Source organism: Bacillus sp. MYb78 (assembly GCF_002975115.1).
In the GTDB taxonomy this organism is placed as follows: domain Bacteria; phylum Bacillota; class Bacilli; order Bacillales; family Bacillaceae_G; genus Bacillus_A; species Bacillus_A cereus.
Genome location: NZ_PCOB01000019.1, coordinates 19,226 through 38,149, shown reverse-complemented (window position 1 = coordinate 38,149; position 18,924 = coordinate 19,226). Strand labels below are relative to the sequence as shown.

The window sequence follows — 18,924 nt, the reverse complement described above, 5'->3', positions numbered from 1 at the left end:
AATTTAAATTTATTAGCATATATTTTCCCGAAAGCGGACATCATAATTAGTGAAGAAGGAACACATTGAAAAAGCGACCACCAATTGATGAGTACAACAACATAGTTAAGTCATCATGAAATGGGGTGTCCATGTTGGACAAAGAAATTTACACATAACCAGATCATTTGTTTCATTTTAGAAACGGGGTGTCTCCGAAAGAGCATATACTGTTTTAAAAAATAAACAATTTCCTTTTATGAAAGATTGCAATTCATTTCACTTGAAAATGGGGTGTCTACGGCAGAAACTTTAGCCGATTTACCGTGCATTTCTTAAATAAATGAGGTGTCTGCGAAACGTAAATTACGATAATGCTTTTTCAATCCCTCTTCAGAAAACAGGAAGCTGAGTCAGCTTCCTGTTTTTCGTGTTTGTTCTCTTATGTAATTATGGTAAAATACGGCTAAGGATATTTGAAAGGATGAGATCAATGAATCATACAGCAGACAATTGTATTTTTTGTAAAATCATTGACGGGCAAATCCCTTGCTCAAAAGTATACGAAGATGAACATGTGCTTGCATTTTTAGATATTAGTCAAGTAACAAAAGGACATACTCTTGTTATTCCGAAAGTTCACAAACAAGACATTTTTGCGTTAACGCCAGAAATCGCATCACACATTTTTTCTGTCGTTCCAAAAATCGCAAATGCGATTAAAGCAGAGTTTAATCCAGTTGGCTTTAACCTACTTAACAATAACGGTGAAAAAGCTGGACAAACTGTGTTCCACTTCCACCTTCATTTAATTCCACGCTACGGTGAAAAAGATGGTTTCGGTGCTGTTTGGAAATCACACCAAAATGAATACACTATGGAAAATTTACAAAACATCGCAAGTACAATTGCAAATAGTGTGAAATAATGACACTATAAGAAGGCGTAATACATAACAAGCCACTTCCCTGAAGTCATCAAATTCCGCATGGCTTGTTTCTTCACTTAAAATGCTCAGGGATGATTGTTTGTGCATAGCACACATAAGAAAGATATGCATATTGTTTTACATCATGAATACGAACAAAAAATAAGGAGGTCTCCTTTTATGTCAAAAGCTAAATCCTTTATTACAGGTGTTATTTGCGGGGGAGCAGTTGCTGGACTAGCCGTTCTTTTCTCAACTCCTTCTTCTGGTAAAGACATGCGCGGCAAGTTAAAAGAAAAAGGAAATGATATTAAAAAGACTTTAGCTGATATTACAGCTGATACGAAATTATTAAAGCGTCAAATTGTTGAAACTGCTTCAGAAGGTAAAGAAGTGTTTCAAGAACTAAAAGATGACATGCAAGACACGCTTTCTAACTGGAAACAAGATATTTCTCAAAACAAGCGCCATATTGAGAAAGAAATTTTGGACATCCAAAAGTCAATTGAGAAACTACAAGAAGCTGTTCCAGAAAAAGCGTAAACAAATTCCTGCTTAGTTTTTTGCATATAACAAATATTTTTTATATAAATTGACCTTGACACGGCATATCGTATAGATATGCCGTGTTTTTATGCATTTACAATATATGTTATCAATTAACATGTAAGGACAACGCATGTATTCATGACTCATAAAACGCTTCCATAGTTATGCATGATTTGTATAGAATGTCATTTTGTTAAAAAATTTTCACAATTCTTACAAAAAGACTTTATTAATTTTTATTTTACTGGCATAATAGATAGTAATGAAAAAGAATGTTAAAGTGGGTGAGTAAATGAAAAGTGGAGAAAAAGATTACTCGGTAAAAGAAGCGATGATTTTCAGCCAACGCATTGCTCAATTATCGAAAGCGTTATGGAAATGTGTAGAAAAAGATTGGCAGCAGTGGATTAAACCTTACGATTTAAATATTAATGAACATCATATTTTAACAATCGCTTATCATTTAAAAGGGGCTTCTATTTCTGAGATTGCTAAGTTTGGAGTTATGCACGTATCAACAGCGTTTAACTTCTCGAAAAAGCTGGAAGAACGCGGCTATCTTGTATTCTCAAAAAAGGAAGATGATAAACGAAATACGTACATTGAAATTACAGACAAAGGGGAAGAATTACTACTTCGCTTAATGGAGGAGTATGATCCTGAAAATAATTCAGTGTTTAATGGGGCTCTTGCACTTCGTAATTTTTATGGGAAGTTCCCAGAAAATATCGAACTGATTGCAATCCTGCGTAATATTTACGGACAAGACTTTATCGATATTTTTGAGAAATCATTAGAAGATATTGAAGAGAACTTTACAGAATCCGATCAAAAGTTAGTTAAGAAATAATCTATTTATTTTTTCGCAATCATGCTTAAGAATTCATTCATAAGCGGCTTAAATAAACCTTGTTTTGCTAGCGCTTCCGCAGTTTCGTGTACTTCGAGCTGATGTGGAAGCGCTTTTTCAAATTGATCTAACAGCGCATCGAACAAAAGAAGCCCTTCTGCTTTCTCCACTACATATTGCTCGTTCAGTTTTTCACAAAGATTTAGTATACGTTCAATATCTTTTTTACGAGCTTTTTTCTTTATGATCAAAGAATAAAATGGACACTTCTCTTCATCAATCATTTTAAATAGTAGGTCTACGTAGTATTCAGCTTGTTCTAATCTTCTAACAACGTCCATTTTCTCCCTCACTTTCTAACACAAAGTCTTCTATTTCTGAATTTTGTAACACGAACAAAATATCGTGTGATACAATATATGTATATGTATTTTAGCCAAAAGGAGGTCTCGCCTCATGACACTTATAACAGTTGTTTTTGTCGCATTCGCACTTCTTGTTATATTTTACACGAATTTCATGACACATACACTGTGTGAACGAAAACAAATAGCTGCGAGCCGCCAGCCCGGTGTCTTTCGGGTTATTAATGTATGTATAACCATTTTATTAATTTCTAGTTATATAGAAATTATATTTCATGGAAAGTGAGGAAGGAAAGCCCCTTCCTCACTTTTTTCCTCTATAAGCAAATTATACCTACAATAACCAATAAAATAAACAGTACAAGTAATAAAATAAGTTGAGAATTCATCCCCATCCCCTCCTCTATTCTGTATATGCGGCATACGCCCAATATGGCACACTTTCAAAATCTGACACGTACTGGTTAATTTTTCTTTATCAATATGAAAACGCGTCGAAATATGATATATTAAATTTTGTACATATTGCTTATACTATAGAACAAAACATTCATCAAAACTTTATCCTCAGCCACGGTAAGCCCTGTTAAGCGCGCTTTACCAATACAAAAAAGCAAAAGTATCAGTGAGACTTAATCGGGCTCTTATGAATTTAAAATTCATCGGTGTAGGATAAATTAAAAATACATAATAGTAGGAGTGTTTATCGAATGAAGAAAGCTATGCTTGCCTTAGCCGCAACAAGTGTAATCGCATTATCAGCATGTGGAACATCATCATCAGACAAAATCGTTACATCTAAAGCTGGTGACATTACAAAAGAAGAATTCTACGATCAAATGAAGACACAAGCTGGTAAACAAGTACTAAACAACATGGTTATGGAAAAAGTACTTATTAAAAACTACAAAGTTGAAGACAAAGATGTAGACAAAAAGTTCGATGAAATGAAAAAACAATACGGTGATCAATTCGATACCCTAATGAAACAACAAGGTATTAAAGAAGAAACTATAAAAAATAGTGTACGTGCTCAATTAGCTCAAGAAAAAGCGGTTGAACAATCGATTACTGATAAAGATGTAAAAGCAAAATTCGAGGATTATAAAAAGGAAATTAAAGCAAGTCATATCCTTGTAAAAGATGAAGAAACTGCTAAAAAAGTGAAAGATGAACTTGCTCAAGGTAAATCTTTCGAAGAATTAGCAAAACAATACTCTGAAGATACAGGTTCAAAAGAAAAAGGTGGCGACTTAGGATTCTTCGGACCAGGGAAAATGGTAAAAGAATTTGAAGAAGCAGCTCAAAAGTTGAAAAAAGGTGAAGTAAGCGAACCTGTAAAAACACAATTTGGTTACCATATTATTAAAGTAACTGATAATCACGCAGATGCTACTTTCGATAAAGCAAAAGCTGATATTAAAAAATCACTAGCTCAAGAAAAAACGCAAGATGCTCAATTCATGAACGATCTTATGATGAAAGAAATCAAAAAAGCTGACGTAAAAGTTGACGATAAAGATTTAAAAGATCTTTTCAAAGAGCCAAAAGCTGACGATAAAAAAGACGAAAAGAAATAATGAAAAGCTCGGGCTAAGCCCGAGCTTTTTTATGTCCCCTCTTCCAGGGGGAAATTGTATACAGATTGGGTAAATGAAATTACATGATTGACTCTTCGATTCTATAGAAAGGATAATGTCTTTTTCATTTTATGGATAGTGTAAAATCTTAGTTAGTTTTACACTATCTTCGTTACCGAAAGTTTATTTTGTCATTCGTTTAACTAAAACCATCTTTTATGCATTTCACTTAAAAACATTTCTGTGATTCTAAATCCTGAACTTTCCCCTATAATAGAGTCAATTCCACAATGCGGACAAACTGCTGTGTTATCATCATCCCACCACTCTGTAATTTTTTCTGGATGGAAAATTTCTAAACAATAGAAACAACCACATATAACATCCTTTTCTAAGTGCTTTCTATTACGAGAACAAAAACGATGTGCTTCCTCAAAATATTTTTCCATCAGTATCCCCCTATTCCTGATTGTTTCTATACTTTACTTAGATCATCCTCGATAAAATCGCAACTCTTTCTTACAGAAAAACAAAAAATCCCTTGATTCACAACGCGTGGAACCAAGGGTTTATCTCATCATTATTGATTAAATTAAGAAACTATGTTAAATTAGTACAGAAACACGTTTTCTAAAATGCACAGAACGTATTTATCCGTATCTTAATTGTACAACAAAACCTTTCTTCAGTCAACCTCTATTTTTCACTTTTAAAGGAGTGCTTACGTATGAACAAAAAACTTGATCTAGAGCAAAAACGATTGGATACCGTAATCGAAACGATTACGCAGCAAATTGATAAGCTGGAAAACGAAACTGGCAGACGCCGGGCAGAAGTAATCAACATCCGTAAACACTTCTGGGATGACGTTAAAGTGAATACAGATACTTTTGACGATTACCTTGAAACAGTTATCAACTTAAGACAACAAGCTCAGTCACTAGCTGTTACACAAATCACCCATAAACACACCTTTAATCGACTTGCCGCGCTGCGACGTATGCAAAAAGCACCTTACTTCGGACGCATCGATTTCACTGAAGAAGGCGAACCTGCCGCAGAACAAATCTATATCGGTGTTTCTACCCTTACTGATGCAAGCGGAGAAAACTTTCTTATTTATGACTGGCGCGCCCCAATTTCAAGTGTTTATTACGACTATCCACCAGGACCGGCTGAATACAACACACCAGGCGGCGTAATTCGCGGTAATGTGGAGAAAAAATTACAATACATTATTCAAAATGGCGAGATTGATTCCATGTTCGATACGAGCCTCACAATTGGTGATGAAATTCTGCAACAAGCGCTCGGAAAAGGTACAAACAAACATATGCAGAGCATCGTCGCTACAATTCAGCGTGAGCAAAATGAAATTATCCGTCACGATGAAGGCCGACTCCTTATCGTTCAAGGAGCTGCTGGTAGTGGTAAAACATCAGCTGCCCTGCAGCGAATCGCCTACTTACTATATAAATATCGCGAATGGCTAAAAGCGGATCAAATTATTCTCTTCTCCCCAAACTCTATGTTCAATAGCTACGTATCTAACGTACTACCTGAACTCGGTGAAGAAAATATGCAGCAAGTTACATTCCAAGAGTATTTAAATCATAGACTAAGTAAGTCATTTGATGTTGAAGACCCTTATGAGCAATTGGAATATATGTTAACTGAAACGAATAGCGCAAATTACAAAATTAGAAATATGAGCATCCGATTTAAAGCATCCACTCAATTTTTCGAAATGATTAGAGCGTACAGACAATCTCTTGAAACTTCAGGCATGCTATTTAGAGGAATGAAATTTAGAGGAAAACTGATTGCCTCTGCTAAAGAAATTACAGAGCAATTTTACAATACCGACTCCTCCCTCCGCTTCCATAGTCGAATTGAGAAGTTAACGGATTGGCTAAATAAGCAAATAGATGCACTTGAAAAAGCAGAACTGAAAAAGCCTTGGGTAGAAGAAGAAATTGAATTACTTAGTAAAGATGAATATCAAAAGGCTTATAAATACTTGCAGAAAAAAGGCGAGTTTGACGACAACTCTTTTAATGACTATGAGAAAGAAACGAAAGTCCTGGGACGTATGATTGTCCGCAAAAAATTGAAGCCGCTTCGTAAAGGCGTTCAAACACTGCGCTTCATCAATTTCACAGGAATCTATAAACAACTCTTCACAGACGCATCATGGGTTACTGGAGAAAAACCGAAAGAATGGGATGACATTTGCTCTCTAACGGTAAACATGCTCGATGAAGGAAAGCTATATTACGAGGATGCGACTCCATTTTTACTTTTAAAAGAATTAATTGAAGGCTTCCAAACAAATAGATCGATTAAACATGTACTGGTAGATGAAGCACAAGATTACTCTCCGTTCCAGTTCGAGTTTTTAAAACGTCTCTTCCCTGCCGCAAAAATGACGGTACTCGGGGACTTTAACCAAGCGATATTTGCCCATGCGAGTGAGGCAGTGAATTTCAATACACTTACTAGCTTATACGGACCAGATGAAACGAACGGTATTAACTTAACTCGTAGCTACCGCTCAACAAAACCGATTATTGAATTTACACGTGCTCTCGTACCGGAAGGGAAGAACATTCACGCCTTTGAACGCGACGGCGAGAAACCTACAGTAACGAAAGTAGCTGATTACAGCGAACTGCACGAGCATATTACTACAAAAGTTACCGAACTACAAAAACAAAATCACAATACAATCGCAATTATATGTAAATCCGCAACTGAAAGCGCCGCTGCATACGAAGCACTCCGTCATATCGAGAATATTAAACTCGTGAAGAGTAACTCAGCCGAGTATGAGCAAGGTATTGTCGTGATCCCTGCTTATTTAGCGAAGGGTATTGAATTTGACGCTGTTATTATTTATGATGCTTCTGAAGATGTATACAATGATGAGAGCGTACGTAGATTGTTCTACACTGCTTGTACGCGTGCGATGCATGAGTTGCAACTTTATAGTGTTGGCGAGGTTAGTCCTTTTGTGCTTGGGGCTGATTCGGATAGTTTTGAGCTTATAACAAAAACACCTTGATGATTATCAAGGTGTTTTTCTCATTCTAAAAGGAATATCTTTACGTCGATATACACTTAACACAATTCCCATTAAAAGCGCATGAAATACAGTCGGTGTTAATCCATAACTAATAAAAGGTAATGATATAGAAACACGTGGTAATATCCCGAGGGTCATGCCAACGTTACAAATAAAATGGATTACAAAAAGAGTCACTCCGCCAACGAGAAGCAATTTACCATAACCATCATTTATTTTATAAGCTATGTTCATTATTCTTACTGCAAAAAGAGAAAGAATCACGACAAGAACTAGCGCAAGTACATATCCATAATAGTAAGTCAAACTTGCAAATACAAAATCAGTATGGGCAGCACGGATAGACTTTATATTTCCATATGTACCAAACCAACCTGCTGAAGACATTGCCTCTTGTAAACGTAAATCCCATTGATCATGCGCTGGATTTATAAATCCTAAAATTCTAGCTATCCGGTATTCTTTTACCGCAGACCAGGAAAATAGATCCCTAACAATAAAGGGTAAAATTGGTAAAATTGTAATGAGCCATGCCGTGTTCTTTCCTAACTTACTCCACCAAAGCATAACGAATACCATCGTAATATAGATGAAAATTGGTAAAAGAATTGATGTAGTTGAAAATAGATATAAAGAAAATACGTACAACATGAGAAGATGCATAAACTTTAACCTACTATTATTGAAAAAAGAAGCCCAAGCTAGAAAGAAGAATGGCATCGTCATTAAACAGTCAATTTTGATGGGGCCAATTTTTATTATTGCTTCCCCAATCACGTAACCAGTCGGAAAATATTTTATCATTAACAAGATAAGTACACCGATTGTATAAAACAGCCACCCGAGCCTCTCTAACTTCCGATAATCAAGTAGCATGATCCCAACAGCTGTTGCAATGCCGAGAATAACAAAAATCACCTTATTCATTAGTAAATCATTTGTATGTCCAAAAGCTATAACCGGCAAGAATCCTAATCCCATAGCAGCCACTAATAAACCAATTAAGAACCAATCAACCTTTGGCTTATGCAGTTTGTTAAGTTCTTGCCCTAGTTTAATCGGACTTCCCATTTGTTCCACAGCTTTATTTTCAGCAACTTCCTCACTTAACCCTTTTTCTATCCACGTGTTTTTCGCCTGTTTTAAGTGAAACTCTAGTTCAGTTGCTACAAAGCTCTTTGCTTCTTTTGATTTAATATGATTCGTAACTTCGCTTACAAAACGCTCCCCTTTTTTATTCAATTTTTCCTCACTCCTGTACTAAGCCTTTTAATATAAATTGTACCTTCGTATTATGTTTTTCTGCCTTTCGTAGCATCTTGTTTCCTTTATCAGTTAATTGATAATATTTAGCTCCTGCGTGATCCCAGCTAGATTGGATAAAGCGATTCTGTTCTAGACGATGTAATAAAGTGTATAGAGACCCTTCATCACCTTCGAATTTTTGAATTCCCCTCCCCCGCAGTAACTGCATCAATTCATAACCTGTTTTTTCATTCATAAGAAGTTGCAACACTGCTAAAAGGATGTCTTCTTCCTTTTCGGACGATTGATTGATTTTTTCGCGCACCCGCTTTTGGTGCTGATCAGAAAAACTCAAATGTTTAAACGTTGTGTTCTCCATTGATTTTCGCAAACCTTTTAATCGATCTTCCATTTGATTATTCCTCCAATCCTTTCTTCAAAAGCTCCTTCGCTTTTTTCAGTCTCGTTTTTATCGTGTTTTCCTTCACTTCTATTACCGTAGCAACCTCTTTAATTGATAATTCCTCATAATAAAATAGATAAATCACTTCTCGATATTTTATCGGTAAATTCATTACTGCAGAAGCCAGTTCACGATCCTCCGCATTTTGAATGACAGTTTGTTCCACACTTTCTTTTTGACTCCCCATATACGTAAAGTCATCCTCTGTCACAATAACTTTTTTGTTATACCAACTTTTTAAATAGTCCTTACAATGATTGATTGCAATTCTCCATAACCATGTTTTTAAGTTCGAATTCCCTTTATATGTATGAAGAGATTTATAGCATTTTACAAATATATCTTGCGTTAAATCCTCCGCAACCTCTTTATTATTCACATATGAATACACAAGCTGCAGGACTTCTTGTCCATACTTGTTCATGATTTCGTCGATAAGGTCCTCCTTATCTTCTATTTCAAACGCTTCTATCGTTAATTCATCCACATCATTTCCTCCTTCCCATATATTAGACGACGCACTGTATGGAAAAGTTTTATAAATTCATAAAAAAATACGGATGGTAATGTCCATACCGTTTTTTTATGAATATTTATTTACTTCTTGTCCCCTGACACTAATGCTCTGCTTAAAAACAGGAATTTTCATCCATATATCTTGTTCCCTATTTTAAAACATAATACAATTAATATGTAACTTAATAAGCTATAACTAGTAGGTGTGGTAATCATCTCTTCCATTTTGAAAAAAGGGGGAGGTGATAATATGATCGCGATGTTTGTAATTAAATTAGTGTATGGTATCCTAACCGGAGCTGGCGTTGTCATCGGTAGAAGATACGTCGGTCCATGGCTAATTTCTGTATACAAAAAAGCGAGAACCACCCTGCTTCGTGGAAAAGGTAAGGGCGGTTCTCGGCTAAAACGTTAATGTAATTGTCTTATAACCGCACCTACTACCACCACAATAGCAAGTTAGGTTACAAAGGCAGAAGTTTCTCAGGCTTCTGTCTTTTTTATTTTATGCAAAATTCACACTAAATACTCTATCATCATTGTAACACATTTTATTTATTTTTAGTCAAGAGAAAAAATCACCTAAAAGGCTCCCCTTCAGGTGGTTCTCTATTTTATGCTAACGCAGCTGCCTGCTCTTGTTGATCTAGACTTTTTCTAGTTCAGCTGTGCCGCTCTCATCATTTATAGCACCAATAAAGACGGATTATGGACCCGCTTCATAACAGTAGGATTAAACAAGGAACAACACCTATTACGAATATAAAAAATCCTCTCACTACATAGTACCTATGTTTTCAGCGATACTCTATTACCATCAAATTAAATTTGTATAATTTAAACTACAGAATAGCGAGCTAAATTTCAAATATCTTCTTTCGCATAACCCTAAATTTATTATCCAGTTGCATTATGCTTATAAATAAAAGATATCCTACCGACGCACCGAGCATATTTATAGTAATCCGCCACACATCAAAAACATCAGACAAAGTTAGTAAATGTAATATCTCCCAAACAAGAAAGGTCATAACATACCACTTACGAGCTTTCTTATAGTTAGTCACTTTATTAATCAGCACTGGAACGAAAAATCCGAATGGAACTACTAATATTATATGTTGTAAAACGCTTAACCAATAAGTTGAGTTTCCCCAAGGACCTGGATGTGCAATAAAATCTTTAACTTGCCAAAGTGTTATTCCAAAAAGTTGTAATAACGTTTCTAAATCAGATATATGTAAAAATTGCTGCCAAAATTCAATGGGATGATAGACAGTCCCACCACCTGTCAAACTGCGAACAGAGTCAAATGTAGAAGTCGAAATAAACGTTCCTAAAAAGACAATAAAACAAATGATTATATAAGGAATACATAAAATTTTTGATAATACCTTTAATGGCCTAGGAACTTCGTATACCGATTTATTAATCTCTACGCCAATAACTTTTGATTCTCCAAAACTTTGAATCGCTTTATAAATCGCTTCTTTTTCATTCATACCTTGCTCCATATATTCTTCTTTCAAGCTGTTCAAGTGATCATACATTTCTAGAAATAACTCATCCTGTTCAATATCACTAAGTTCTGAATAGGCTAAAATAGACTTAATATACTCATCAAATTCACTCATAAATAACTCCTTTCTGACAAGCTTGAATTAATGCTGTTACACTCTCCCAAGAGTTCACTTTCTTCTGCAATTCTTTTTTCCCTTTATCTGTAATAGTATAGAATTTCCTTTTCATCCCATTCTCAGATTCATTCCAATAAGATTCAAGAAACTCCTTTTTCTCTAATCGCTTTAAAGCAGGATACAAAGTTCCCTGTCCCATACTATACAAATCTTCACTTGCATCCTTTAAACTTTGAGCTATTTCGTAGCCGTATGTATCACGTTTTGCAATGATAGAAAGTAATAAAATATCTATACTTCCCTTCAAGATTTCTTTGTCCAACAATACCACCACCTTATATACATAGTATAACAACATATGTCGTTATACAACATAGTTAGAAAAATAACCCATAAAAAAACCACCTAAAGGCTCCCCTTCAGGTGGTTCTCTATTTTATGCTAACGCAGCTGCCTGTTCTTGTTGATCTACAGGAATTACAGCGTCTGTTAGTGCTTTTTCTAGTTCAGCTGTATATTTCATTTGTTCTTCTTTGCTCCAGCCTAGTTTCGCAGCCATGTAGTTGATTACTGCTTCTTTCCACTCGTATACCCAGTGGATGTTGAAGAATACAGCGCCTCTGCGGCGTACGAAGAAGTCAACTGGTTTTGCTGTCATTTCGTAATCCATTGCGTATACAAGTGGGATTAGAACTTCAAGCGGCATGTTGTATTCTTTCGCTTCTTCTTTATGTTTTTTCGCTAAGTCGAACAGTACATCAACGTTAGAGCCGTAGAATTTCGCGAACTCTTCTGCTTGTACTTTCGTTAAACCAGATTTTGTACCTTCGTCTGCTTTTTTCGCAACAAATGCTGGGAATCCGTGTGAACCATCTACATGTCCACCAGAGATTGGCATATGTTTCGTATCGCTCTTCGGATATGCGCTATGACCTTCTTTTTGTAATAAGTTCGTTACGTAATCTACTACCATTTCAGCCATTTTACGGTATCCTGTTAATTTACCACCTGCGATTGTAATTAAACCAGATTCAGAAGTCCAAATTTCATCTTTACGAGAAATTTCAGATGCATTCTTACCTTCTTCATAAATTAACGGACGTACACCAGCCCAGCTTGATTCAATGTCTTTCTCTGTAATTTTCACGCTTGGGAACATGTAGTTAATCGCATTAATGATGTATGTGCGATCTTCTGTTGTCATTTGTGGTACAGCTGCGTCTTTATCATAGAACGTATCTGTTGTACCTACGTATGTTTTTCCTCCGCGAGGAATCGCGAACACCATACGTTTATCTGGTGTATCGAAGTAAATTGCTTGCCCGAGTGGGAAACGTTTTTGATCAATTACTAAGTGAACACCTTTTGATAACTGAAGTACTTTTCCTTTTTTCGAGTTATCTTTTTCACGAAGTGTATCTACCCAAGGACCAGCTGCGTTTACAATTTTCTTACCGTAAACTTCATATACTTCACCGTCTAGTAAATCGATTACACGTACACCGCATACTTTTCCATCTTTATATAAGAAACTGTCTACTTTTGCGTAGTTAACAGCTTTCGCACCATGCTCAATTGCTTCTTTCATTACTTCAATTGTAAGACGCGCATCGTCTGTACGATATTCTACGTAGTAACCGCCGCCTTTTAATCCTTCTTTTTTTACAAGAGGCTCTTTGTTTAGCGTTTCTTCACGGTTAAACATCTTTCTGCGCTCGCTTCGTTTTACACCTGCTAAGAAGTCGTATACACGAAGACCAATTGATGTACTAAATGATCCGAACGTACCGCCTGTATGGAACGGAAGTAACATCCACTCTGGTGTTGTTACATGGGGACCGTTCTCATATACGATCGCACGCTCTTTACCCACCTCTGCTACCATTTTCACTTCAAGTTGTTTTAAATAACGTAGACCACCGTGTACAAGCTTCGTTGAACGACTTGATGTACCTGCTGCAAAGTCCTGCATTTCAAACACAATTGTTGATAACCCGCGTGTTGCTCCATCTAATGCAATACCAGAACCAGTAATACCTCCACCAATTACGATCACATCTAACTCTTGTTTATTTACTCCGTTTAATACGTCTTTACGTTGTTTACTTGAAAATTTCATGGTAATTCCTCCCTTTGATAACGAAAAAAGAGACCACAAACTCCGCTATAGATTTCGCCTCTATAGCGCGTTGTGGTCTCTCCAAATCTCCTACCGAATTATTAACTTGTCACCATTATAACACTGTTTATGATTATTTGAAAGCTTTTGTTGCTTCAATTGCTTTTTTCCATCCAGCATATAGCTCTTCGCTTGTTTCCGCTTCCATCGTTGGTTCAAAGCGTTTGTCCATATGCCACTGTGATTTAATTTCATCTTGGTTTTTCCAATATCCAACCGCAAGACCAGCTAAGTATGCTGCACCTAAAGCTGTCGTTTCGTTGATCACTGGACGCTCTACAGGAACATCTAAAATATCACTTTGGAACTTCATTAAGAAGTTATTTTTAACCGCTCCGCCATCAACGCGTAATGTTTTCAGTTCAATACCTGAATCTGCTTCCATTGCGCATAATACATCTTTCGTTTGGTAAGCTAAAGATTCTAGCGTTGCACGAATGAAATGCTCTTTCGTCGTACCGCGTGTTACACCAAACATAGCGCCGCGTACTTCACTATCCCAATAAGGTGTTCCTAGTCCAACGAATGCTGGTACAACGTATACACCGTCAGTTGATTCAACGCGAGAGGCATATACTTCACTCTCACTTGCATCTTTAAACATGCGCATTCCGTCACGTAACCACTGAATCGCAGAACCTGCTACGAAAATACTTCCTTCTAATGCATAGTTCACTTTACCATCTATTCCCCATGCAATTGTTGTTAATAGACCGTGCTCAGAAGCTACTGCTTTTTCACCTGTGTTCATTAACATGAAGCAACCAGTTCCGTAAGTATTTTTCGCCATACCTTCACCGAAACAAGCTTGTCCAAATAATGCCGCTTGTTGGTCACCAGCTACACCTGCAATTGGTACATTTTGACCGAAGAAGTGATAGTCAATTGTTTCTCCATATATTTCAGATGATGGACGTACTTCTGGAAGCATGCTCTTTGGTACTGTTAACATATCTAGAAGCTCATCATCCCATTGTAAGTCGTGAATGTTAAACATTAACGTACGTGATGCATTTGAGTAATCCGTTACGTGCGCTTTACCACCAGATAGTTTCCATACAAGCCACGAATCAATTGTTCCGAATAATAGATCGCCGTTTTCTGCTTTCTCTCTTGCACCTTCAACGTTATCTAAAATCCATTTTACTTTCGTACCAGAGAAGTATGCGTCAATTAAAAGACCTGTTTTTTCGCGAACCATTTCGCCATAACCTTTTTCTTTTAACTCATCACAAATTTCAGCTGTTTGGCGAGATTGCCATACGATTGCGTTGTAAATTGGTTTACTAGTTGTTTTATCCCATACAACCGTTGTTTCACGTTGGTTCGTAATACCGATACCAGCGATTTGTTCTGGTTTTACATCTGCTTCGCTTAAGCAAGTTGCGATAACTGCTAAAATAGATCCCCAAATTTCTTGCGCATTATGCTCTACCCAGCCCGGCTTTGGAAAATGTTGTGTAAACTCTTTTTGAGCTGAATGAACAATTTCACCTTTTTTATTGAATAAAATTGCACGTGAGCTTGTTGTTCCTTGGTCTAATGAAAGAATATATTTTTTCATATCGGTTTCCCCCTTATGCTACTTTTCTACTATTTGTATTGCTTCCGCTTTTTTTACTTGTCATATAAGAGATTGCTAGTACAATCACAGTTGCGATAATCACATAAATAAGTGCTGAATTTTGTTTTCCTTCAAATACAACTTGATGGAATAAACCTGCAAGTGATCCACCTAAAATTGGACCTACTACTGGAATCCATGCATACTTCCAGTTTGAACCGCCTTTTCCTGCAATCGGAAGGAAGAAGTGTGCGATACGCGGACCTAAATCACGTGCTGGGTTAATTGCGTATCCTGTTGTCCCACCTAATGATAAACCAATACTTACAATTAAGAAACCTACGATAAATGGATTTAATCCATCTGCAAATTTATTTGCACCAATTGCTAATATACCAAATACTAAAACGAATGTTCCAATCATTTCACTTAAAAGGTTTGCAAATGTGTTCGGAATTGCTGGACCTGTTGCAAATACACCTAACTTTGTTCCTGGATCTTCTGTTTCTTTCCAGTGTGGTAAGTAATGTAAATATACGATAACTGCCCCGATAATTGCCCCAATCATTTGTGCTACGATATAACCTGGTACGTCACTCCATGGGAACGCTCCCTTAAATGCTAGTCCTATCGTTAAAGCTGGATTCAAATGTGCCCCACTAATTGATCCAACCGCATACGCTGCAACCGCTACTGCTAAGCCCCAGCCCATTGTAATAACAATCCAACCTGAATCTTTCGCAAACGATTTCTTTAAACTTACACCAGCACAAACGCCGCCACCAAGTACGATTAACAACGCAGTCCCTATTAACTCTCCTAAAAATGCTGACATAGTATCCCTCCACAATCAATTTAAACGCTTCCAAATGTGATAGAGGTAAAATGAATGGCCATTCGTTTTTGTCAAAAGAAAAAGACCCACAGCTTTGCACGCTTCTATATAAATTTATATAGAAACAATGAAATGTGGATCTCTTCTTTTCTCCGTCACGTTTATTAACTTGTCTATAATGTTAACCTCTTATGAAAGCGGTGTCAACAGAATTTTTTCACATTTTCGTCACTTTTTTTGGTAATGTTTCCATAGTTCGCGTTTTGACGTCGTAATCGCTGTCGCACCAGCGTTTAAAGCTCTTTCCACATCTTCTACAGTACGAATAAAACCACCTGCTAAAATCGGTACACCAGTACGCTCTTTCACTTCAGCGATAATATCCGTCATTGCTCCCGGAAGCACCTCAATATAATCCGGTTTTGTCTTATCTAAAAGATTGCAGCTCTTCTCCATCGCACTCGAATCGATTAAAAAGATGCGTTGTATTGCCACAACACCTTTTTGCTTCGCCTTCATAATAACGCTCGCCTTTGTCGAAAGTAACCCGTACGGTCTAAACTCCTGACATAAATATTCCGTCGCATGCCCATCACTCTGCAAGCCATGAATTAAATCCACATGTAAAAACACCTTTTTACAATATTGCTTCGCAAGTGATATAACACTCTTCAATTGGCCGACATGAATATCTAAAATAACGATATATTCATACGAACTATGTAATAGCTTTTCCAAATCTTTAATTTGCCTCACTGCCGGCAAAATTTTCTGTTCATGAAATTCCATTCTAAATGTCCCCTTCTTTATGTCATCCTATCCTTTATAGTACACAATTTAAGTGAAAAGAACAGCTAGTGTAGGGGATTTCTTTCAAATCTTTCCTCTATTTATATATTTTCTTCAACTTATCCGATCCCATACCACCTATAATCATGAATGCAAGGGGCAAAAGATTCATTACATATGGCGCATCTGCTACAATTGTAATACTTGCTCCTGCAAATTTATTTAGCATCCATACAACGATTTTTGTAATAAATAAAAATACGCCCATCATAAATAAACTATCAAAAAACACCTTCCATTTTGGATACGCCAATTGCTTACTATCTTCAATTACTTTCTGCGTCAATTCTTTATCACTCCTTAGCAGTTCATCAATTGTAATACCGAACAGATCACTTAAATGAATAATAATTTCAATGCTCGGATAGTTCTTCCCCGTCTCCCATTTCGAAACAGATTGCCTACTCACATGAAGTTTTTCAGCCAAATCATTTTGCGACCAATTTCTTTTTTCCCTTTCTTCTTTTAAACGCTCACTAAAAATCATACTGTGTTTATCACCTCTCTATGCCCATTATGTTCAAATAAATGATGAAGAGTAAAGCTAGTTATCGTTGCATTTCCTGCGCAACTTATGCGTTACAGCTTATAATGGCGCTATTTTATATGTATCTTCCCTATACTATGCTCCAATAATAATTTCCCGAACAATAATACAAAGAATGGATACTAATAAAGTGAAACTTTAATCAGCCCTCACTAATCGGGCTTTTACGGACAGCCCGCGCCCCACCTAACTTCTTTGATTCCGCTGAATTTTGAGGTGGGTCTTACTGCCCGGCAAATAGCGGGATAAAGACTAGATTAGGCATAAAAAATACGCCATCCCTTCTTATCAGTCTCCAGAAAGAATAACGCAAATTTTCATTTTTACTCATCATTTTTCGGACTATATGAAAACCCCGGATATTTCACAACAGGCCACTTCTCCTTACGCAGAGAATCCATTACTTGCGGGCCAACATGTATATTACTCTCCACTATTTCTTTAGGAGTCAGTGCCATCCATTGATTTAACGATACATCTTCAAAACGATTGCTTCTGAACATCTCTAAAAACCATAATGTTTCGGTACCTGTATTTTGAATATAATGCCCCGTCGCAAACGGTACATATCCGACATCGCCAGCTCTATAATCAAATGTACGAGCGGTACCATTTCCAAGAAACACAGTCATTCTCGCTTCCCCTGTCAAATAATATTGCCATTCATCATTATTCGGATGCCAATGAAGTTCTCTCATTCCACCAGGCTCAACCTCAACGAGCGCTGCTGCGATTGTTTTGGAAATAGGGAAATTTGTGGAATCTACAATTCGAACGCTACCACCAGGCGTCTTAATCGGCTTTTGTTTTAACAATTCATGTTTAAATGTTAAAGGAACTTCTCCTTTCGGTGATTGAACTTCCTGACTTTCAAGGGAACCTGGCACCTCTCCTTGATAAATATAAACTTGATCTGAAGGGATAGAACGAAAAGCACTCTCAGGTACTCCAAAATTAGCCGACAACACCTCTTTTGGCGTATGCGCAAACCAATCAGAAATAGCTAAAGTAGATAAATCAGAAAAATGTCCATCATCGAAAACGAGTAGAAATTCACAATGTTCCAATCCTTGAATGGAATGCGGAATACCAGGCGGAAAATACCAAAGATCACCTGGTCCAACATCAGCAATAAAATTCCGTCCATTTTGATCAACAGCCGTTATGCGTGCCCGTCCTAAAAGCATATACGCCCATTCCGCTTCTTTATGCCAATGTAGTTCTCGTACTCCACCGGCCGTTAAACTCATATTTACTCCTGCAATCGTCGTCGAAACCGGTAGTTCTCGAACAGTAATCTCCCGAGACCACCCGCCTTGTTTCAAAATCATAGAAGTGTCCGAGAATGAAAACTTCAAGTTAGGAACTAACCCTGCATCCGTTATAGGCGGAACAAGCATATTCGGATTTTGAATATCCCGCATAACATTACGAGGTCCAGAATCAATCGCACCTGCTCCGTCGCTGCGGATTGGTTGTGGCACATTCCTTCCTGCTTCATTAACAGTACGTTTCTTCATGATTACACTCCTTTTTCATCCGGTTATTAGGTGAAAAGCCTCCATCATAGTGTATGAATTGGGCTTTAGATGGTTACAGTTACTATGGAGTTACATCAACTGCCTATCATTATCGTTTTGTTCATTTCTCAACTTATACTAGTATGGACAGCGTCTGGAAAGATAATGAAGAAATTAAATTAAAACTAATAAAAAACCCTGTAAAATTTATTACAGAGTTTTTCACCAATTAT

General features: G+C 36.9%; 20 protein-coding genes. 7 read left to right on the top strand and 13 right to left on the bottom strand.

The window, feature by feature from the left end; translation table 11 throughout:
* Nucleotides 1-472 precede the first annotated feature (472 nt).
* The 3 genes from CQ064_RS25735 to CQ064_RS25725 all read left to right on the top strand — a co-directional run bounded on the left by CQ064_RS25735 (nt 473) and on the right by CQ064_RS25725 (nt 2,306).
* Nucleotides 473-907, top strand: coding sequence for an HIT family protein (locus tag CQ064_RS25735; protein ID WP_001016835.1), 435 nt, complete (start codon nt 473-475; stop codon nt 905-907).
* Nucleotides 908-1,087: 180 nt separating this feature from the next.
* A complete protein-coding gene (locus tag CQ064_RS25730) occupies nt 1,088-1,450 on the top strand; it encodes a YtxH domain-containing protein (RefSeq protein ID WP_000030302.1) in 363 nt (120 codons plus the stop codon).
* 298 nt (nt 1,451-1,748) lie between these two features.
* The gene (locus CQ064_RS25725; protein WP_000834924.1) at nt 1,749-2,306 is read left to right on the top strand and encodes an HTH-type transcriptional regulator Hpr; all 558 of its coding nucleotides are present in this window, start codon (nt 1,749-1,751) and stop codon (nt 2,304-2,306) included.
* A 5-nt stretch (nt 2,307-2,311) separates the two neighbouring features.
* On the opposite strand, the gene CQ064_RS25720 is transcribed toward CQ064_RS25725, so the two are convergent.
* Nucleotides 2,312-2,647: a DUF1878 family protein gene (locus CQ064_RS25720; RefSeq protein ID WP_000383655.1), complete on the bottom strand. Its 336-nt coding sequence runs from the start codon at nt 2,645-2,647 to the stop codon at nt 2,312-2,314.
* 115 nt (nt 2,648-2,762) lie between these two features.
* On the opposite strand from CQ064_RS25720, the gene CQ064_RS25715 reads away from it, so the two are divergent.
* Both CQ064_RS25715 and prsA read left to right on the top strand, forming a co-directional pair.
* Nucleotides 2,763-2,957 (top strand): hypothetical protein, encoded by a 195-nt coding sequence (locus tag CQ064_RS25715; protein ID WP_000172690.1) that lies wholly within the window; start codon nt 2,763-2,765, stop codon nt 2,955-2,957.
* A 424-nt stretch (nt 2,958-3,381) separates the two neighbouring features.
* Nucleotides 3,382-4,251, top strand: a complete 870-nt coding sequence (gene prsA / locus CQ064_RS25705) for a peptidylprolyl isomerase PrsA (RefSeq protein ID WP_000710064.1) — start codon at nt 3,382-3,384, stop codon at nt 4,249-4,251.
* A 203-nt stretch (nt 4,252-4,454) separates the two neighbouring features.
* Here prsA and CQ064_RS25700 read toward each other — a convergent pair whose 3' ends face one another.
* Nucleotides 4,455-4,700, bottom strand: coding sequence for a hypothetical protein (locus CQ064_RS25700; RefSeq protein ID WP_000417115.1), 246 nt, complete (start codon nt 4,698-4,700; stop codon nt 4,455-4,457).
* 278 nt (nt 4,701-4,978) lie between these two features.
* On the opposite strand from CQ064_RS25700, the gene helD reads away from it, so the two are divergent.
* Nucleotides 4,979-7,315 carry an RNA polymerase recycling motor HelD gene (helD, locus tag CQ064_RS25695; RefSeq protein WP_001035457.1) on the top strand — a complete coding sequence of 779 codons (2,337 nt, stop codon included), beginning with the start codon at nt 4,979-4,981 and terminating at the stop codon, nt 7,313-7,315.
* A gap of 6 nt (nt 7,316-7,321) precedes the next feature.
* On the opposite strand, the gene CQ064_RS25690 is transcribed toward helD, so the two are convergent.
* Genes CQ064_RS25690 through CQ064_RS25680 form a run of 3 tightly spaced genes read right to left on the bottom strand, consistent with a single transcriptional unit; the run spans nt 7,322 to nt 9,531 of the window.
* Nucleotides 7,322-8,578 carry an FtsW/RodA/SpoVE family cell cycle protein gene (locus tag CQ064_RS25690; protein WP_001034648.1) on the bottom strand — a complete coding sequence of 419 codons (1,257 nt, stop codon included), beginning with the start codon at nt 8,576-8,578 and terminating at the stop codon, nt 7,322-7,324.
* A 7-nt stretch (nt 8,579-8,585) separates the two neighbouring features.
* Nucleotides 8,586-8,993: a PadR family transcriptional regulator gene (locus tag CQ064_RS25685; RefSeq protein ID WP_000390161.1), complete on the bottom strand. Its 408-nt coding sequence runs from the start codon at nt 8,991-8,993 to the stop codon at nt 8,586-8,588.
* Between the two features lie 4 nt (nt 8,994-8,997).
* Nucleotides 8,998-9,531, bottom strand: a complete 534-nt coding sequence (locus CQ064_RS25680; protein ID WP_000343998.1) for a sigma-70 family RNA polymerase sigma factor — start codon at nt 9,529-9,531, stop codon at nt 8,998-9,000.
* A gap of 279 nt (nt 9,532-9,810) precedes the next feature.
* Here CQ064_RS25680 and CQ064_RS33755 point away from each other — a divergent pair, with 279 nt between their 5' ends.
* Complete coding sequence (locus CQ064_RS33755) at nt 9,811-9,975, top strand: hypothetical protein (protein WP_000561154.1); 165 nt, start codon at nt 9,811-9,813, stop codon at nt 9,973-9,975.
* Nucleotides 9,976-10,417: 442 nt separating this feature from the next.
* Here the strand turns inward: CQ064_RS33755 and CQ064_RS25670 are convergent, their stop codons facing one another.
* From CQ064_RS25670 to CQ064_RS25635, 8 genes are all read right to left on the bottom strand, one after another.
* Nucleotides 10,418-11,194: a VanZ family protein gene (locus tag CQ064_RS25670; protein ID WP_001288379.1), complete on the bottom strand. Its 777-nt coding sequence runs from the start codon at nt 11,192-11,194 to the stop codon at nt 10,418-10,420.
* Nucleotides 11,187-11,519, bottom strand: a complete 333-nt coding sequence (locus tag CQ064_RS25665; protein WP_000356630.1) for a PadR family transcriptional regulator — start codon at nt 11,517-11,519, stop codon at nt 11,187-11,189. Before CQ064_RS25665 ends, CQ064_RS25670 begins: the two co-directional genes overlap by 8 nt.
* 114 nt (nt 11,520-11,633) lie before the next feature.
* Nucleotides 11,634-13,316 carry an aerobic glycerol-3-phosphate dehydrogenase gene (glpD, locus tag CQ064_RS25660; RefSeq protein WP_000672829.1) on the bottom strand — a complete coding sequence of 561 codons (1,683 nt, stop codon included), beginning with the start codon at nt 13,314-13,316 and terminating at the stop codon, nt 11,634-11,636.
* A 133-nt stretch (nt 13,317-13,449) separates the two neighbouring features.
* Nucleotides 13,450-14,940, bottom strand: coding sequence for a glycerol kinase GlpK (gene glpK, locus CQ064_RS25655; RefSeq protein WP_000760001.1), 1,491 nt, complete (start codon nt 14,938-14,940; stop codon nt 13,450-13,452).
* 13 nt (nt 14,941-14,953) lie between these two features.
* Nucleotides 14,954-15,775 (bottom strand): glycerol uptake facilitator protein GlpF, encoded by an 822-nt coding sequence (gene glpF / locus CQ064_RS25650; protein ID WP_001272200.1) that lies wholly within the window; start codon nt 15,773-15,775, stop codon nt 14,954-14,956.
* A gap of 228 nt (nt 15,776-16,003) precedes the next feature.
* Entirely contained in the window at nt 16,004-16,564 is a 561-nt protein-coding gene (gene glpP, locus CQ064_RS25645; protein WP_000394286.1) for a glycerol uptake operon antiterminator GlpP, read from the bottom strand.
* A gap of 97 nt (nt 16,565-16,661) precedes the next feature.
* The gene (locus tag CQ064_RS25640; RefSeq protein ID WP_000577664.1) at nt 16,662-17,111 is read right to left on the bottom strand and encodes a helix-turn-helix domain-containing protein; all 450 of its coding nucleotides are present in this window, start codon (nt 17,109-17,111) and stop codon (nt 16,662-16,664) included.
* 383 nt (nt 17,112-17,494) lie between these two features.
* Nucleotides 17,495-18,691 (bottom strand): oxalate decarboxylase family bicupin, encoded by a 1,197-nt coding sequence (locus CQ064_RS25635; RefSeq protein WP_000747528.1) that lies wholly within the window; start codon nt 18,689-18,691, stop codon nt 17,495-17,497.
* Nucleotides 18,692-18,924 lie beyond the last annotated feature (233 nt).